General features: G+C 68.4%; 13 protein-coding genes. 3 read left to right on the top strand and 10 right to left on the bottom strand.

Translation table 11 applies throughout. From position 1 onward, the window contains the following. Positions 1-42 precede the first annotated feature (42 nt). The 3 genes from EXV95_RS13305 to EXV95_RS13295 all read right to left on the bottom strand — a co-directional run bounded on the left by EXV95_RS13305 (position 43) and on the right by EXV95_RS13295 (position 7,265). The gene (locus EXV95_RS13305) at positions 43-2,292 is read right to left on the bottom strand and encodes a protein-disulfide reductase DsbD (RefSeq protein WP_176887209.1); all 2,250 of its coding nucleotides are present in this window, start codon (positions 2,290-2,292) and stop codon (positions 43-45) included. Between the two features lie 217 nt (positions 2,293-2,509). Then, positions 2,510-6,325, bottom strand: coding sequence for a DUF748 domain-containing protein (locus EXV95_RS13300; RefSeq protein WP_176887208.1), 3,816 nt, complete (start codon positions 6,323-6,325; stop codon positions 2,510-2,512). A gap of 178 nt (positions 6,326-6,503) precedes the next feature. Beyond that, positions 6,504-7,265: an alanyl-tRNA editing protein gene (locus EXV95_RS13295; RefSeq protein WP_176887207.1), complete on the bottom strand. Its 762-nt coding sequence runs from the start codon at positions 7,263-7,265 to the stop codon at positions 6,504-6,506. A gap of 112 nt (positions 7,266-7,377) precedes the next feature. Here EXV95_RS13295 and EXV95_RS13290 point away from each other — a divergent pair, with 112 nt between their 5' ends. The 3 genes from EXV95_RS13290 to EXV95_RS13280 are packed head-to-tail and all read left to right on the top strand — an operon-like array spanning position 7,378 to position 9,128. Further along, on the top strand, positions 7,378-7,737 hold the full coding sequence (locus EXV95_RS13290; protein ID WP_176887206.1) for a hypothetical protein: 360 nt from the start codon (positions 7,378-7,380) through the stop codon (positions 7,735-7,737). A gap of 31 nt (positions 7,738-7,768) precedes the next feature. Further along, positions 7,769-8,629, top strand: coding sequence for a creatininase family protein (locus tag EXV95_RS13285; RefSeq protein ID WP_176887205.1), 861 nt, complete (start codon positions 7,769-7,771; stop codon positions 8,627-8,629). Between the two features lie 34 nt (positions 8,630-8,663). Beyond that, positions 8,664-9,128, top strand: a complete 465-nt coding sequence (locus EXV95_RS13280) for a GNAT family N-acetyltransferase (protein ID WP_176887203.1) — start codon at positions 8,664-8,666, stop codon at positions 9,126-9,128. Between the two features lie 175 nt (positions 9,129-9,303). On the opposite strand, the gene EXV95_RS13275 is transcribed toward EXV95_RS13280, so the two are convergent. From EXV95_RS13275 to EXV95_RS13245, 7 genes are all read right to left on the bottom strand, one after another. After that, a complete protein-coding gene (locus EXV95_RS13275; RefSeq protein ID WP_176887202.1) occupies positions 9,304-9,975 on the bottom strand; it encodes a histidine phosphatase family protein in 672 nt (223 codons plus the stop codon). A gap of 96 nt (positions 9,976-10,071) precedes the next feature. Continuing rightward, the gene (locus EXV95_RS13270) at positions 10,072-11,055 is read right to left on the bottom strand and encodes a threonine dehydratase (protein WP_176887200.1); all 984 of its coding nucleotides are present in this window, start codon (positions 11,053-11,055) and stop codon (positions 10,072-10,074) included. Continuing rightward, positions 11,052-11,693, bottom strand: coding sequence for a LysE family translocator (locus EXV95_RS13265; RefSeq protein ID WP_176887197.1), 642 nt, complete (start codon positions 11,691-11,693; stop codon positions 11,052-11,054). The genes EXV95_RS13270 and EXV95_RS13265 overlap by 4 nt, the downstream gene beginning before the upstream one ends. A gap of 5 nt (positions 11,694-11,698) precedes the next feature. Beyond that, positions 11,699-12,385, bottom strand: coding sequence for a VOC family protein (locus EXV95_RS13260; protein WP_255484734.1), 687 nt, complete (start codon positions 12,383-12,385; stop codon positions 11,699-11,701). Between the two features lie 29 nt (positions 12,386-12,414). Beyond that, complete coding sequence (locus EXV95_RS13255) at positions 12,415-13,290, bottom strand: PhzF family phenazine biosynthesis protein (RefSeq protein ID WP_176887195.1); 876 nt, start codon at positions 13,288-13,290, stop codon at positions 12,415-12,417. Between the two features lie 172 nt (positions 13,291-13,462). Next, the gene (locus tag EXV95_RS13250) at positions 13,463-14,326 is read right to left on the bottom strand and encodes a PhzF family phenazine biosynthesis protein (protein WP_176887193.1); all 864 of its coding nucleotides are present in this window, start codon (positions 14,324-14,326) and stop codon (positions 13,463-13,465) included. Positions 14,327-14,340: 14 nt separating this feature from the next. Further along, complete coding sequence (locus tag EXV95_RS13245) at positions 14,341-14,967, bottom strand: glutathione S-transferase N-terminal domain-containing protein (RefSeq protein ID WP_176887191.1); 627 nt, start codon at positions 14,965-14,967, stop codon at positions 14,341-14,343. Positions 14,968-14,969: the final 2 nt, after the last annotated feature.

Below are 14,969 nucleotides of genomic sequence, written 5' to 3'. Positions count from 1 at the left end.
GGTCTCCTGAAGGGGTTGGCGGGTGGTCGAAAGCAGGGAGGGCTACAGCTGGGCGATGGTGGCACGCACCTCGTCCACGCTGAGCACCTCGGTCAGTACCACCGGCGGCTTGCCGGGGCGGTAGAACACGTACACCGGCACGCCGCTGCGTCCAAGCTGAGTCAGCGCCGCAGTAATGGCAGGGTCGCGGCGCGTCCAGTCGGCGCGCAGCAGGACCACGTTCTTGGTCTGCAGGTCGGCCAGCACATCGGCGTTGGCCAGCGTGGTCTTCTTGTTGTACTGGCAGGTCACGCACCAGGCGGCGGTGAAGTCCACAAACACGGGGCGGCCCGTGGCCACGATCTGCTCGGCCGCGCCGGGCGCCCAGGGTTGCCAGCCGGTGGCCGAGGCCCGCGCGGATGGTGTGGCGGCCTGCGCGGTGGGAATGTGGGTGATGTGCGGCGCAAAGGCCCAGACCAGCAAGGACATGGCCGCGATGGACACCGTGGCCATCCACACGCGCGCACGCCCGGCCAGCGACAGGGCCCACACCACCAGCGACAGGCCCACCAGCAGGATCAGCAGCGCACCCGCGCCGTCGATGCCGCTTTGCTGGCCCAGTACCCACACCAGCCAGACCACGGTGGCCAGCATGGGGAAGGCCATGAGCTTGCGGAAAGTGTCCATCCACGCGCCAGGGCGCGGCAGGGCGCGCGCCACGGCGGGCACAAAGCTGGCTGCCAGGTACGGCAGCGCCAGCCCCAGCCCCAGCGCCGCAAACACGGCCAGCGCCTGGGGCGCGGGCAGCGTGGCGGTCAGGCCCAGGGATGCGCCCATGAACGGCGCAGTGCAGGGCGATGCCACGGCCACGGCCAGCACGCCGGTGAGGAAGCTGTCGGCCACCGGGTGGCGTGCCTGCAGGCTGGCCACCGAGGACGGCAGGAAATGCCCGAACTCGAACACGCCGGCCAGGTTGAGTGCGATCAGCGTGAACAGCGCCGCCAGCGATGCCACCACGGCGGGCGACTGCAGCTGAAAGCCCCAGCCCACCGCCTCGCCCGCCGCGCGCAGGCCCAGCATGAGCGCGCCCAGGGCGATGAACGACAGCACCACACCCGCTGTGTAGGCGATGCCGCTCACGCGGTGCGCGCGCCGGTCTTGCGCATGCTGGGTAAAGCCCACCACCTTGATCGCCAGCACCGGGAACACGCAGGGCATGAGGTTGAGGATGAGGCCCCCGAGCAAGGCGCCCAGCAGCGCGGCCGTGAGTGTGAGGGACGATGCGCCGGAGCCCATGGCTGGCGCGGCAGCGCCGCTTGCCTGCGCTGCATTCGCCTTGAGCGCGGCCTCCAGCGCGGGCGACACGCTGGCAACCGACGCGCCCTGCGGCCAGGTGCCCAGCACCTTCAGCTCTGCGCGGTAGCCGGTGCGCGTGTCGGGGCCAGTGGCATGTGCGGGCGACTGCTCGGCCAGCACCACGGGCATCAGGCTGGGGCTGGCGCTGCGCTGGGCAGACAGGGGAATCTGCGCGGTCCACACGCTGCCGTTCCAGGCCTGCTTCCACTGCGCGGCGTTGTCGATGACTTCGGCGGTTTCGGGGAACAGGTCCAGTGTCTTGCCACGCAGCGCCACGGGCAGGCCCTGCACGCTGACGTTCAGCAGGTTGCCGTCGGCAATCTGCGCCTGGCTGTCCGGCACGATGCCGTTGGTGCCTGCCAGCACGGGTTGGGGCTGGGCCTTGGCGGCCGCCTCAAAGGCGGCGCCGTTGAGCGCCGTGGTGCTCTGGATGGGCAACTGCAGCGTGAATTCGCCTTCTTCGGGAATGCACTCCTTGCGGCACACCAGCCAGGAGGCGCGCAGCTTGATCGTCGCGTCCTTGGCCAACGGGCTGGGGGCAAAACTGCTGGCCACGGTGACGGGCACGGGCAGCAGCACCGTGCCTTCGTAGCCATAGTTGGCCAGCGTGCCGATGGGGATCTTCTTGGGCAGGGGCCAGGCGATCTCGCCCGCGTCCAGACCGGCGGGCAGCGTCCAGACCAGGTCGGTGGGAAGGCCGGAGTCGCCAGGGTTCTTCCAGTAGGTGTGCCACTCGGGCTGGTGGGTGATCGAGAGGCCCAGCCACAGCGGCTGGCCGGGCGCCACGCCCTGGGGCGCATGGGCCAGCAGCTCGGCACGCACATAGGGCGTGGTGACCACGCTGGTGCCCTGTCCGCTGGTTTTTGAGCCAAATTGGGCGCTAGCGCTTGTCCAGTAAGCGCTAGTAGCTATCAAAAGCAGAGTAACTGCAAGGCGGTGGAGCAGGCGGTAGGACATGGTGCAGTGTGGGAGCGGGCGGGGCGGGATTGGTTCCGGCGCTGCCGCCGTTTCGATTCTCGATCCATCATTGTGCTTGGAGCCGTCCATGTCCGTGGAAACGGACGCGGCCAGTACCAGGGCCCCCGCGCAAGGGCCGCCCCGCTGCGCTGGGGGCGTCCCCCTCCCGCGTAGCGAGAGAGGGGGAAGGCGCCGTAGGCGACTCAGGGGGTGTTGCTCACTGTGTCGCCAGGCTCAAATCCGCACGGGGTGTCCACTTTTCGGCTTGTTTGCCCGCTTTGGGCGCCGCCACAAACAGTCGCTCCACGGGCAGCTTTTGTGCCACCAGGTACGCGCGAATCGCCTGGCCGCGCTGCGTGGCCAGCTCGGCGGCCATGGCCTCGGTGGCGGGCTGGTTGGCCAGCAGCAGGGCTTCCATTTCGGGCACGGTGAGTTCCTTGGCCAGGCCGACGAGGTTGCGCGGCTTGGGCATGTCGGCGCGGCGGTACACCTCCTTGAGCAGGGCGGGGTATTCGGCGGCCGACACGGGGCTGGTGTCTGCCGGGTTGGCGCGGCGTTTTTCGGCCAGCACCCGTTGCTGCAGGCTTTCGCGCTGCAGGCCTTCGCGCTCTTCCGGCAGGCTGGCCGTGCCGGTCACAGTGATCTTGAGCGCGGGGCGGTCGGCCAGGGCCTTGGCCACCTTATCCAGGTTCTGCTGCGCCTCGGGCGTGAGCGTGGCGCTGCCGGGGGCAAAGGGCACATGGCTCATCTCCTCGCCCCCGCCCAATGCGCTGGCCAGCAGGCTGAAGGGCGAGGTCAGCGCCTTGCCGATGAGGTTGACGATGATCTTGAAGATCACGGGGCCGATGCGGAACTGCGGGTCGTTGAGCGAGCCGCTGATGGGCAGGTCCAGGTCGATCACGCCCTGGCGGTCGGCCAGCAGGGCCACGGCCAGCTTCACGGGCAGGCTGTTGGGTGCGCCTTCCACCGGCTCGCCAAAGGTCAGCTGGTGCAGCACCAGCCGGTTGCTGGCCGTCAGCTGGCCATTGGGCAGCACCTTGTAGTTCACGTCCACGCTGAGCTTGCCGCGCTCGATGCCATGTCCCGCGTATTTGACGGAATAGGGCGTGAGCGGGGGCAGCTCCAGGTCGCGCACCTTACCCACGATGTCGAGGGCCAGCGGTTTGGCCAGCGGGTTGAGTTTGCCGGTGACTTCGAGCGATGCCGAGCCCTCGGCGCGGCCGCGCAGCTCCAGGTCGGCCAGGACGGGCTCGGCACCCGAGGCTTCGGACGAGAACGCGCTGAGCTTGCCGGTCAGCTCCGACAGGTCGGCCGAGTAGTTGGGCTTGATGAAGAAGTCCGAGAACAGCACCTTGCCGTTGACCAGGCTCACGGGGCCAAAGACCACGACAGGGGCCAGCGGGTCGGCCTGGGCCACCGCAGCAGTGGCAGGGGCGGTGGGCGTTTCCGATACGGCTGAGGCCGGGGCTGATGCCGTGGGGGCGGCCGTGCTGGCCGCAACGCTGGCCGCATTGGCCGCCCGTGCCTCGGCCGGAGTCTTGGCAATGTCGCTCAGGTTGATGCGGCCGGCCTCGTTGATGGTGACCCGGGCAAAAAAGTCCACCAGGCTGGTCTCCTTGACCTCCACGCGCGGCGCGGTGCCGGGGGCGGTGGCCACGGCCAGGCCGCGCAGGTTCAGGCTCTTCCAGGCCAGCAGTTCCTCACCCACCTGGGCCTCGGTCTTGGGGGTGAAGGCGGCGGTGCTGTTGGCCTGCAGGTCTTCCACCACGGCATCACCGCTCAGACGCACGCTGACTCCTTTGTCGGTCTGCGCCAGGGCCACTTGGCCCCGGTAGCCCACATCGGCGCGCAGCAGTTCTACCGACAGCTGGCTGGCCAGGTAGCCGTCGAGTGCGTGCAGCGGCAGGCGGGTGGCGTCGAGCTTGCCCTGGGTGGTCAGCGGCTGCAGGGCCAGCGTGCCCTGGTAGTCGAGCTTGCCCGGCGCGGCCTTGCTGCCCTTGCCCGGTGCGGCGGCGCGGGCGGTGAGCGTGAAAGCTTCGGGCTTGCTGCCGTCGCTGGCCAGGTTGCGGGCGGTGATGCCCAGGGCCGTCACCTCCAGCGCCACGGGGCGCGGCTGGGCGTTGTCGGCCAGCGAGACGGTGCCGCCTTGCACCGAGAAATCGGCCACGCGCAGCTTCCAGGGCGCGGCGTTGCTGGCGGGGGCTGGGTCGGTCGTTGCGCTGCCTTGCACGGAGGGCGCTGCCTTGAGCCAGCGCTCGAACATCCAGCGCCCGTCCGCGCCCCGTTCCACCGCCAGTTGCGGCTGGCTGATGGCTAGGCGCTCCAGTGTGGCGGCGCGTGCGTCCAGGGGCACTTCGGCCCCGGCAATGTCGAGCTTGCCCAGGCTGGCCAAGGTGGTCTTGCCTTGCTTGACGGCCAGTTGCTCCAGCGCCAAGGGGCCTGCCTTGAGGGTGACGCCGGTGGCGCCTGCCTGCGCGGCCTGTGGCGTGGGCGCTTGCCACAGCACACCCACATCGCCGCTGAGCTGGCCGGTCACCGTGGGCTCCAGCGTCTGGGCCAGGTAGGGCGCGGCCAGTTGCAGGGCCAGGGCGTTCAGGGTGGCGTTGACCTGGGCCTTCTGGTCCGTGGCTTCGCCGGTGAAGCTGAGTGTGCTGCCCTGCAGGTTGAGCCCGCCTTTGAAGCTGAAGGGCTTCGCGAAGGGGACGGCGACGTCGGCCGCATCCAGCGTGACCTCGGTGGCCTGCAGGGCCGCTGCGGGGCGCGTGGTCTGGTCGGCCCAGCGCAGGGTGCCGCCGCGCAATGCGGCGGTGGCGACTTCCACGACCCAGGCGGGGGCGGCCGCCTTGGCCTTGGCTTTGCCTGTGGAGGCGGTGGACGCGGGGGCGGATGCTGCGCTGGCGCTGGCCAGTGGCGAAGACGCCGGTTCAGCAGATGCAGGTGCCGCAGGTGCGGGGGTCTTGCCCTTGACTGCCGATGGCGGCGGTGCTGGCGGTGCCAGTTGCGCCAGGTTGATCTGGCCTGCAGCATCGCGCGTGGCGGTGACCACGGGCGCGGTCAGCTCCACATGCTGCAGTCGCACCACCTGGTCCAGCGGGCGCACATCGGCCATGTCGATTTTCAGGCGCTCATAGCTCAGCAGGTCGGCGCCCTGGCGGTCTGCGATGCGTACGCCGCTGGCTTGCACGGTGCCGGTCAGCTTCACGGCCATGCGCGGGTGCTGTTCAAAGGCCACCTTCACATCCGCATCCAGCGTGGCGCCCTGCACCTTGACGGGCAGGTTGGCTGGCAAATAGCCCAGGTAGGGCGCGAGGTCCAGCCCGTCCAGCCGAATCTGCGCGTCAGCCTGGCCGGTCTGCGCAAACGGCGTGCCCTGGGCGGACGAGTCAAACCGGCTGCCATTGAGCGTGAACGCCAGGTGGGGCTCGACCTTCACCTCGCGTTGCGACGGCAGGGTGCTGATGAAAGGCACCTTGAGGGCCAGGTCGCGCACCTCGTGGGTTTTATCCACGGCGGTGTCCGAGAAGTCGATGCTGCCACCCGTCAGTGCCAGGTTGTACAGCGCCACCCGTGCGGGGCCTTTGTCGGGCTCGGGTTCACTGGTGGGCGCGGTGACCTTGGCGATGATGTCGTCCACGTCGTAGCGGCCGTCGCCCAGGTGGGTGATGCGCAGCACCGGGTTTTCGATGGTGAAGGCGTCCACCACGGGCGCCAGGCGCAGCAGCGATTGCAGCTCGCCATCGGCATAGACGCGGCCAATGGTCAGCTGTGGGGGCGCGCCGTTGGCTCCCGCCACGGCCACGTCACGCAGCGCGAATTCCAGGCTCCAGGGCTCAAAGTCGATGCCCCCCACGGTGACGGTGCGGCCCAATTGTTCGGACGCAATGCGCTCCAGCGGCCCCTTGACCAGCGGCGGAATGGCCAGCCAGGTGACCAGCCACAACACGATCAACGCCGCCAGCGCGCGGACGGCAGGGCGGAACCAGCGGTGCTGGCGCAGGGAGGCAAACGAGACGGAGCGCAGGGAGATCGGCATGGCGGCAGGCAAAAGTGAGCGCCGCAGCCCCAGGACGCCGGGTGCAAGAAGTCCAAAAAAGGCCGCGCGCGCGGGCCGCTATTGTCCCCGTTGTGGGTCTGGCGGGGTAAGCCATTGCAACCGGGGGCTGCGGCGGCTCAAGATTGTTGACATTTGAGGGGCGTGCTCGTCGCTGCGCTCACTGAGCAAAGCCCAGTACCACCCGTCGAGTCGTTGCGCTCTTTTTCTCGATTTTGGTCACCACGATGGCGCCGATCTCCGACGTGTTGGCCACATGCGTGCCGCCACAGGGCTGCAGGTCGATCAGCGGCGCGTTGTCTTCCCCACCGATGCGGATGGTGCGGATGCGCCCGGTGCCGCGCGGGGGCTGCACGCTCATGCTTTTGACCAGGGCGGGGTTCGCGTCCAGTTCTTCATCGCTGATCGAAGCCACGGTGAGCGGGTGCGCAGCGGCCACCAGGGTGGCAATGGCGGCGGTGAGGGCTTCCTTGTCCAGCGGGTCGGTCATCGCAAAGTCCAGCCGCGCGTAGTCGGGCGTGATGGAGCAGCCGTTGACCAGCTGCGGCACCACATGGCACAGCAGGTGGCTGGTGGTGTGCAGCCGCATCATGCGGTGGCGGCGCTCCCAGTCGATGCGGGCCGTGACGGCGGTGCCTGGTACCTGTTGGGCCAGCTGCGCCACGCGGTCTTCCTGCCCGGGGGCGGGGATGTGCACGATGTCGCTGGTGGGGTTGCCTTCGGCGTCCTTGCCCTTGCGGGTGTCGGCGATGGCGATCTCGGTGCCGTCTGCCAGCACCAGCACGCCGCTGTCACCGGCCTGGCCGCCGCCCAGGGGGTAGAACACGGTCTGGTCCAGCACGATGCCGGCATCGGTGACGGCGGTGATGTGGGCGCTGCATTCGCGCAGGTAGGCGTCTTGGCGGAAGAGGTCTTGGGTCATGCGGTGATGGTAGCGGGATGGGCGGCGGCGCGCGGCGGTGGGGCGGGCGCTATGCTGGGCTGCAGGGGTATCTGCTACCCATCATCCCGCGCCGCTCCACCTTCGGTTTTTCATGAACACGCCCTTGCCCTCGTCGCCACAGTCGTCTTCTTTGGCCCCGCTTTCGCGCAGGGCGGTGTGGGTCTCGCGCACGCTGGACGTGCTATTGCTGGGACTGTGCGTGGCATTGGGGGGCCTGTCCTACTACACCTTCACGCTGTACTGCGAGAGCTTTGGCTGCCTGGGCGTGGGGCTGTTGTGGATGCTGTGGGCCGGGCTGGCAGCGGTGGGCTGGGTGGTGGCTCTGGTGTTACGGGCCTGGCAGCGCCGCCGTGGCCTGGGCAGCTGGGCCAGTGGGCTGGCATCCACCGCTCTGCTGGTGATGGGCGCGGCACACCTGCTGGTGTGGCTGGGCAAGATGGCGCTGAAGTGACGCGCCCCGGAACAGGCCCTAACATCGCGGCATGACCGCTGCCGCCGCGCCCCAATCTGCACCACTCTCCTTGCCCTCGCACTTTTGGGCCGACCTGTCCACCCGCGACTTTGCCGCGCTGCAGCACAGCGGCCAGGCCGATCAGGTCGTGGCCGTGTTGCCCGTCGCGGCCGTCGAGCAGCATGGCCCGCACCTGCCGTTGTCGGTGGACGCCACGCTGCTGCAGGGCGTGATCGACGCTGCATTGCCGCAACTGCCCGCCGACCTGCCCGCGCTGTTCTTGCCCCCGCAGAACGTGGGCCTGAGCCCGGAGCACATCCGCTTTCCAGGCACGCTCACGCTGTCTCCAGCCACGGTGATTGCACTGTGGACCGAGATCGGGGAATGTGTGGCCCGTGCAGGCGTCAAGAAGCTGCTGCTGTTCAACGGGCACGGTGGCCAGGTGAGCGTGATGGACATCGTGGCGCGCGTGCTGCGCACGCGCTGCGACCTGATCGTCTACAGCGCCAGCTGGTTCAGCCTGCCGCTGCCCGAGGCGGTGGCGGGCCAGTTCAGCGCCCAGGAGCACCGCTTTGGCATCCACGCGGGCGAGATCGAGACCTCGATGATGCTGCACCTGGCACCCGGCACGGTGCACATGGAGCATGCGCGGGATTTCCGCTCCACGTCGCAGGACCGGTCGGAGCGCTACGCCATTCTGGGCAACGGCAAAAGCGCCAAGCTGGGCTGGCAGATGCAGGACTACCACCCAGCCGGTGCGGTGGGCAATGCGGCTGGAGCCACGGCCGACAAAGGGCAGGCGGTGGTGGACGCTGCGGCAGGGCAATTGGTGGCGCTGCTGCAGGAGCTGGTGCACCTGCCGCTGCAGACTGTGCGCCCCGAGACCGAATGAGCGCATTTGCGCAACCCCACCCGTCCGTCCCCGCATGACCACGATCCGGCGCGCCACCTTCCCCGACGATCTCCCTGCAGTCACCGCGATCTTTCGCGAGTACGTCCAGAGTCCGACCGCCAATCTCGATTTTCAGGACTATGAGCAGGAGTTCGCGGAGCTGCCCGGCAAGTACGCGGAGCCCGATGGCGGTGTTCTGCTGGCCGTCGTCGAGGGCCGTGTGGTGGGCTGTGCGGCCCTGCGCCGTGTGGAGGACGGCACCTGCGAGTTGAAGCGCGTGTATGTGCGGCATGTGGCCCGGGGGATGGATCTGGGGCGGAAGCTGGTCGAGGAGATGCTGCGCGTCGCGAGGGAGGCCGGCTACCGGCGCATGTGCCTGGACGTGCTTCCCGAATTTGTTGCGGCCCAAAGGCTCTATGAATCCTTGGGCTTTGTCACGGCTGAGCCCGTGAGCTTCAACCCGGTGCCGGGAACCCGGTTTCTGGCGCTGGATTTGTAGAGGGGCGGTAAGGTTACCCAACACGGATTCCGGTGTGGGAGCGGCCTGGAGTCGCGGTGCTGCTGCCGGGCGCAGTGGGGGCCAGGAATGTCAGTTTGCTATAAATTGCATAGCTTTTGGCGCTTGTCCAATAGGCGCTATAAGCCAAAAACAACCAAAATTCCGACCGCAGGCGTCAAGCATGCGTCACCCATCCCGCATGCTCCAGCTCGTTCAGGTGCGGCAGCGTGTTGAACGTCTGCAGCATCAGCCGCTTGGGCGAGATCGAGAACTCCGTCACCGCGCTGTTGCGGATGCGCATGTTCAGCGCAATGGTCACCTCGGGTGCGGTGCCCAGCACCTCTCCCACGGCCGTGGAAATGGGGCCGCCACTGCTTACCAGCAGCACGTTGTGGCCCGCGTGGTGGTGGCGCACATGGTCGAGCGCAGCGCGCACGCCAGCAGAAAATTCGTTCCACGTCGGCATGCCCTGCGGGCTGATGACGCCCGCCATCCACTGCGCCAGCGCGTCGCACAGTATGCGAAAGTGCGCGCGGTACAACTCGGGCGTATCGGCTTTGCCCAGCGGCTGGGGGTGGATGGCCGCGATGAGTGCATGGCTGTCGTATTCGTTGAGGCCCGGCAATTGAAGCACTTGGGGCATGGTCTGCAAGCCTTCGGCAATGCCTTCCAGCGTTTGCGTGTGGCGGCGCAGCGTGCCGGTGATGACGGCGTCGAACGCCATCCCCCGCGCTCGCCAGTATTCGCCCAGGCGCACGGCCTGTTCGCGCCCGCGCGTGCTGAGCACGTCATAGTCATCTGCGCCAAACGAGGCCTGGCCGTGGCGCACGAGGTAGAGGGTTCCCATGCGGCGGATTGTGGCCAGAACAGGGCCCTGGCGCTTGTCACACAAGCGACCAATGCTACTGAATGAATAGCATGGTAGCTTGTGTGTGCAACGGGATCAGCCCGCCAGAACGCTGCTGAACATCGGCGCGTCCACGTTGCCGCCTGTCAACGCCAGGCCCACATGCAAGCCCTGGAGCTGGTCGCGTTCCTGCAGCGCTGCCGCCAGCGCCGCAGCGCCTGCACCCTCGGCCACGTTGTGCGTGTCCATGAACAAGGCGCGCATGGCGGCGGCCACTTCGGCGTCGCTCACTTGCACGATGTGGTCGATGTGTGGGGCCATCACGGCCAGCGCCTCGGGGTCGGCCACGCGGCAAGCCATGCCGTCGGCGAGCTGGGTGGTCACAGGCGCCTCGACCACGCTGCCAGCGGCCAGCGAATCGGCATAGGTGGTGGCGTGGCTGCTGACCACGCCGACCACGCGCACCGAGTGCTGCAGGGCCAGCTTGGCCGCAATGGCCGAGCACGCGCCCGAGCCCTGGCCGATGGGCACGTACACCACATCGAGCTGCGGCACGGCGCGCAGAAATTCCCACCAGTAGGTGCTCACGCCGCGCAGCAGGTCGGGGTGGAAGCTGGGCACCATGTGGGCGCCGCGCTGGGCGGCGAGCTGCTTTGCGTGCTCGCGCGCTTCCTGAAAGTCGTCGCCATGTTCGATGAGCGTGACGCCCAGGGCGCGCATAGCGGCGTTCTTCTCGACCGAGTTGCCGCGTGGCACGACGATGGTGCAAGCCACGCCGTGGCGGCGCGCGGCCCAGCCCATGCTCTGGCCGTGGTTGCCGCGCGTGGCGCTGATGACCTCGGTGGGCAGGGCGCCTCGCTGCGCGAGCTGGTCGAAATAGGTCAGCCCGCCGCGGATCTTGAAGGCACCCACGGGCGTGTGGTTCTCGTGCTTGAGCCAGCAGTCGGTGCCCAGGCGCTGGCTGAGCAGGCCCCAGTGGTACTGGGGCGTGGCGGCGAAGTCGCGGTACACCACCTCGGCAGCGGCTTCGATGTCGGCCAGGGTGGGCAGCAGGGCGGTGGGGTCGAGGCGGGTGTTCATGCGGCGGCTTTCTTTTCAGTCAACAGTTTGAGGGCCAGCAGACCCAGGACGGTGCCCATGAAATAGCGCTGGGCGCGCATCCACGCAGCATTGCGGTTGAGGAACAGCGCCACGCGGGCGGCACCCAGCACCAGCAGCGTGTTCACTGCAGCGCTGGTGCTGATCTGCACCGCGCCCAGCGTCAGGCTTTGTTGCAGCAGCTGGCCGCGCTCGGGGTGCAGAAACTGTGGGAAGAACGACAGGTAGAACATGGCCACCTTGGGGTTCAGGAGGTTGGTCATGAAGCCCATGAGGAACAGCGTGCGCGGGCTGTCGTGCGGCAGGTTGCGCGCTTCAAAAGGCGCGGCGCCCCCGGGCTTGACGGCTTGCCAGGCCATCCACAGCAGGTAGGCGGCACCGGCGTAGCGGATGGCGTCAAACGCGAGCGGCACGGCGGCGAGCAGCGCGGTGAGGCCCAGCGCCGCTGCCAGCAGGTGTGCGACAAAACCCAGCACCACCCCGGTCAGCGAGATGAGCCCGGCGCGCGGCCCCTGGGTGAGGCTGCGCGAGACGCAGTACACCATGTTGGGGCCCGGCGTGAGCACCAGCACGAGGGCGGCGAGTGTGAAGAGCAGCAGTTCCTGTGCAGAGAAAAGCATGGCGGTTACTCCTGGAGGGTGAACGACGAGAGGGTGACCGGGCCCCGTGGCGTGTTGAGCTGCGCGGTGAGCCGGGGCGTGTCGCCGGGTGTGATGGCGACGCAGTTTGCTACCCCCACCGCTTCGCACGCGGCCTGCAGCGTGGCGGCCTGCGGATGCTGCAGCGTTAGCCGCTGCAGTTGCACGCCGCTGGCGGGCAGGCTGCTGCACGGGTGCACGCCGCCCCACTGGATGAGGGTGGGCAGGCAGCCGTCCATGAGGCGCAGGCCATCGTCGCGCACGGTGATCTGCCATTGCAGCAGGCCGTTTGGCGTGGGCCGGCTGGCGGTGACGATGGCGCCGCGCTCGATGTCGAGCGCCCCCAGCGCGGCACACCGCTCGGCCAAGTCGGGCACGGAGGCCACCCAGTGGATGAGCTGCGGGCCGTGCGCTGCCACCTGCTGCTGCAGAGCCGCATCGTCCATGTCAAACCAGCGCCTTGCGCCCGCTGGTATTGCGGGAGTTGCTCCTGTGTTGATAGCAATGATCTCCAGATAGATGCGCGAATGCGCCGGGCTGGAGACGTTGATGATGCGGTTGTGTGTGCCCATCAGCGGGTGTTCACCGCCCGCCGTGGGGGTGATGCCCAGCGTGCGCTCGCACCACGCCACGCCGCTGGCAAGGTCCGTAGCCAACACAACCAGGTGGTCCACGCAGGGTGGGTGCTGGGGGATGGCCGTGGTCACAGCAGCACCTCGCCCGACACGCAGGTGACCGAGCTGCCGCCTACCCAGATGGTGTCGCCGTCCTGCTGCACGTACACCCGCCCGGCGCGCCCCAGGCAGGTGCCTTGGGCGGCCACATACTGCGTGGGGGCCAGCCCGGCGCCGATGAGCCACTGCGCCAGCGCGGCATTCAGGCTTCCGGTGACGGGGTCTTCGGCCAGGCCGTTGTTGCCGGGGAAAAAAGCGCGCACCTCGAAGGCGATGCCTTCTGCGTCCGTGCTGCCGATGACACCCACTTTTCCGCGCGGTCCCACCACGCCCACATCGAGTTGGCCGAGGATGCTGGCGTCGGGCTTGAGCGCCAGCACCTGCTCGGCCGAGCGCAGCATCACCCCGCGCCAGTTGGGTCCGTTGTCGCACCAGGCGTGGTGCAGGATGTCGCTGCGGTCCACCCCCAGGCCCCTGGCAATCAAGGCCACGTCGTCTTCCGCCAGCGGGCCGCTTTTGATCAACGCAGGCGCGGCAAAAGCCAGGCGGTCGCCATCCTGGCGCAGCGTGACCAGGCCCACGCCGCATTCCTGCACCACCTTGCCTGCTACCTGGGGCTTGCCCCCGGCCTGCAGCCAGGCGTGGCAGCTGCCCAGCGTGGGGTGGCCGGCAAAAGGCAGCTCGCGCCCGGGGCAGAAGATGCGCACGCGGTAGTCGGCCCCGGCGGCGCGGCCTTCGGGAGTGGGTGGCAACAAGAAGGTGGCTTCGGACAGGTTGGTCCAGTTCGTGAACTCCTGCATGGTCTCGGTGGACAGGCCCGTGCCATCGAGCACCACGGCCAGCGGGTTGCCCCGGTAGGCCTGGGCGGTGAAAACATCGACTTGTTGGAAGTGGCGCTGTTGCATGGTGGTCCTTGGTAGAAAAATCGGTGATGCGGCCAGTGAGGTGACGGTGGAGGCACGCCGGGGGCTTACCGGGTGTGTTGCCCGGTGTTTTGGGTGTGGATTCGGTAGGCCCCGTCAGGAGCCCGCAGGCGTGAAATTCAGCCGCTGGGGCGCGGCACGGAAACCATCAAATTCATAGCAGCACCGTGCCCTCGATGCAGGTGACTGCGCGCCCGCCCACCCAGATCTGGTGATCGTCGTCCTGGCGGATGTGCACGCGGCCGGCGCGGCCCAGGCATTCACCCTGGGCGACCAGATAGCTGCGTGGCGCCAGGCCATCGGCAATCAGCCACTCGGCCAAGCTGGCGTTCAAGGTGCCGGTGACCGGGTCTTCGGGGTTGCCCATGGGGGCGGCAAAGGCGCGCACCACCACGCCGGGCTGGGCGGTGTCGCTGGCGTTGGGGCCGACATGGATCACGCCCACGTCCTGGCCCAGGTCTTTCAGGCGCGCGTGGTCCGGCCGCAGGCCCAGCACGGTGTCCGCGCTGTCGAGCAGCAGGCCCAGCCACACTGGGCCGTTGTCCAGCAGTTGTGCCCCCAGGATCTGCGGGGGGCGCAGGCCCAGCGCGCTCGCAATAAGCGGCACCAGGGCCGGGCTGGGCGCGCTGCGTTTGAGAGGTGGGGCCGCGAAAGCCAGGGTGCCATCGGCCTGCGCGATACGCACCAGACCCAGCGCGCACTCCTGGATCACCATGCCCTGCTGGCGTGGCGTGTTGCCCGCCTGCAGCCACGCATGGCAGGTGCCCAGCGTGGGGTGCCCCGCAAAGGGAAGTTCGCCATTGGGGCTGAAGATGCGCAGGCGGTAGTCGGCACCCGCGGCGCGCCCGGCCTCAGTGGCGGGCAGCAGAAAGGTGGTTTCCGACAGGTTGGTCCACGCCGCAAAGCGGCGCATGTCGCTGTCGCTCAGGCCCTCGGCATCCAGCACCACGGCGACCGGGTTGCCAAAACCCGGGCGATCGCTGAACACATCGATTTGCTTGAAGGGACGCTGGTGCATGGGGGGCTCCGGGATCACGACAGGGGCTGGTCCAGCACCCCGCGTGCGCCGGGCCGGGTGCTGACCGTGTTGTACCACCGCTCCAGGTGAGGGCGCGCCACACGTTCTTGTGGCAGGCCCCACCATCGGTGGATCTCGCAGGCCACAGGGATGTCCGCCATGGTGAACCGGTCGCCCGCCATGAAGGGCTGGCGCGCCAGATGCGCATCCAGCAGTCCCATCAGAGGCTCCGTGGCCGCCACGGATGCTGCAATCAGCCCGTCGTCCCGCTGGGCCGCTGGGGTGCGTATCCACTGCACAAAGGCGTCGCGCCCGGCCGGGTTCAGGGTGGTCTGCTGCCAGTCCATCCATTGCTCGGCCACGAAGCGCTCACGCAAGGTTTCAGGGTACAGCTCGCCCGGAGAGTGCCGCGCGCACAAGTAGCGCACGATGGGGTTGGATTCCCACAACACGGTGCTGGTCTCTTCGTCTTCCATCAGCGGCACCAGGCCATTGGGATTGCGCTGCAGATAGTCGGCCTCGCGCACCAGCCCGAACTGGCCGCCCGCGTCGGTGCGCTGCACCGTGATGCCGAGTTCTTGCGCAGCCCACACCACCTTGCGCACGTTGATGGACGACAGGCGCCCCCAGAGCCTCAGCATGT

Source organism: Acidovorax sp. JMULE5 (genome assembly GCF_013376875.1).
GTDB classification, from domain to species: Bacteria; Pseudomonadota; Gammaproteobacteria; order Burkholderiales; family Burkholderiaceae_C; genus Acidovorax; species Acidovorax facilis.
Note: the sequence above shows the minus strand (reverse complement) of the source record. Positions and strands in the feature narration are given on the sequence as shown.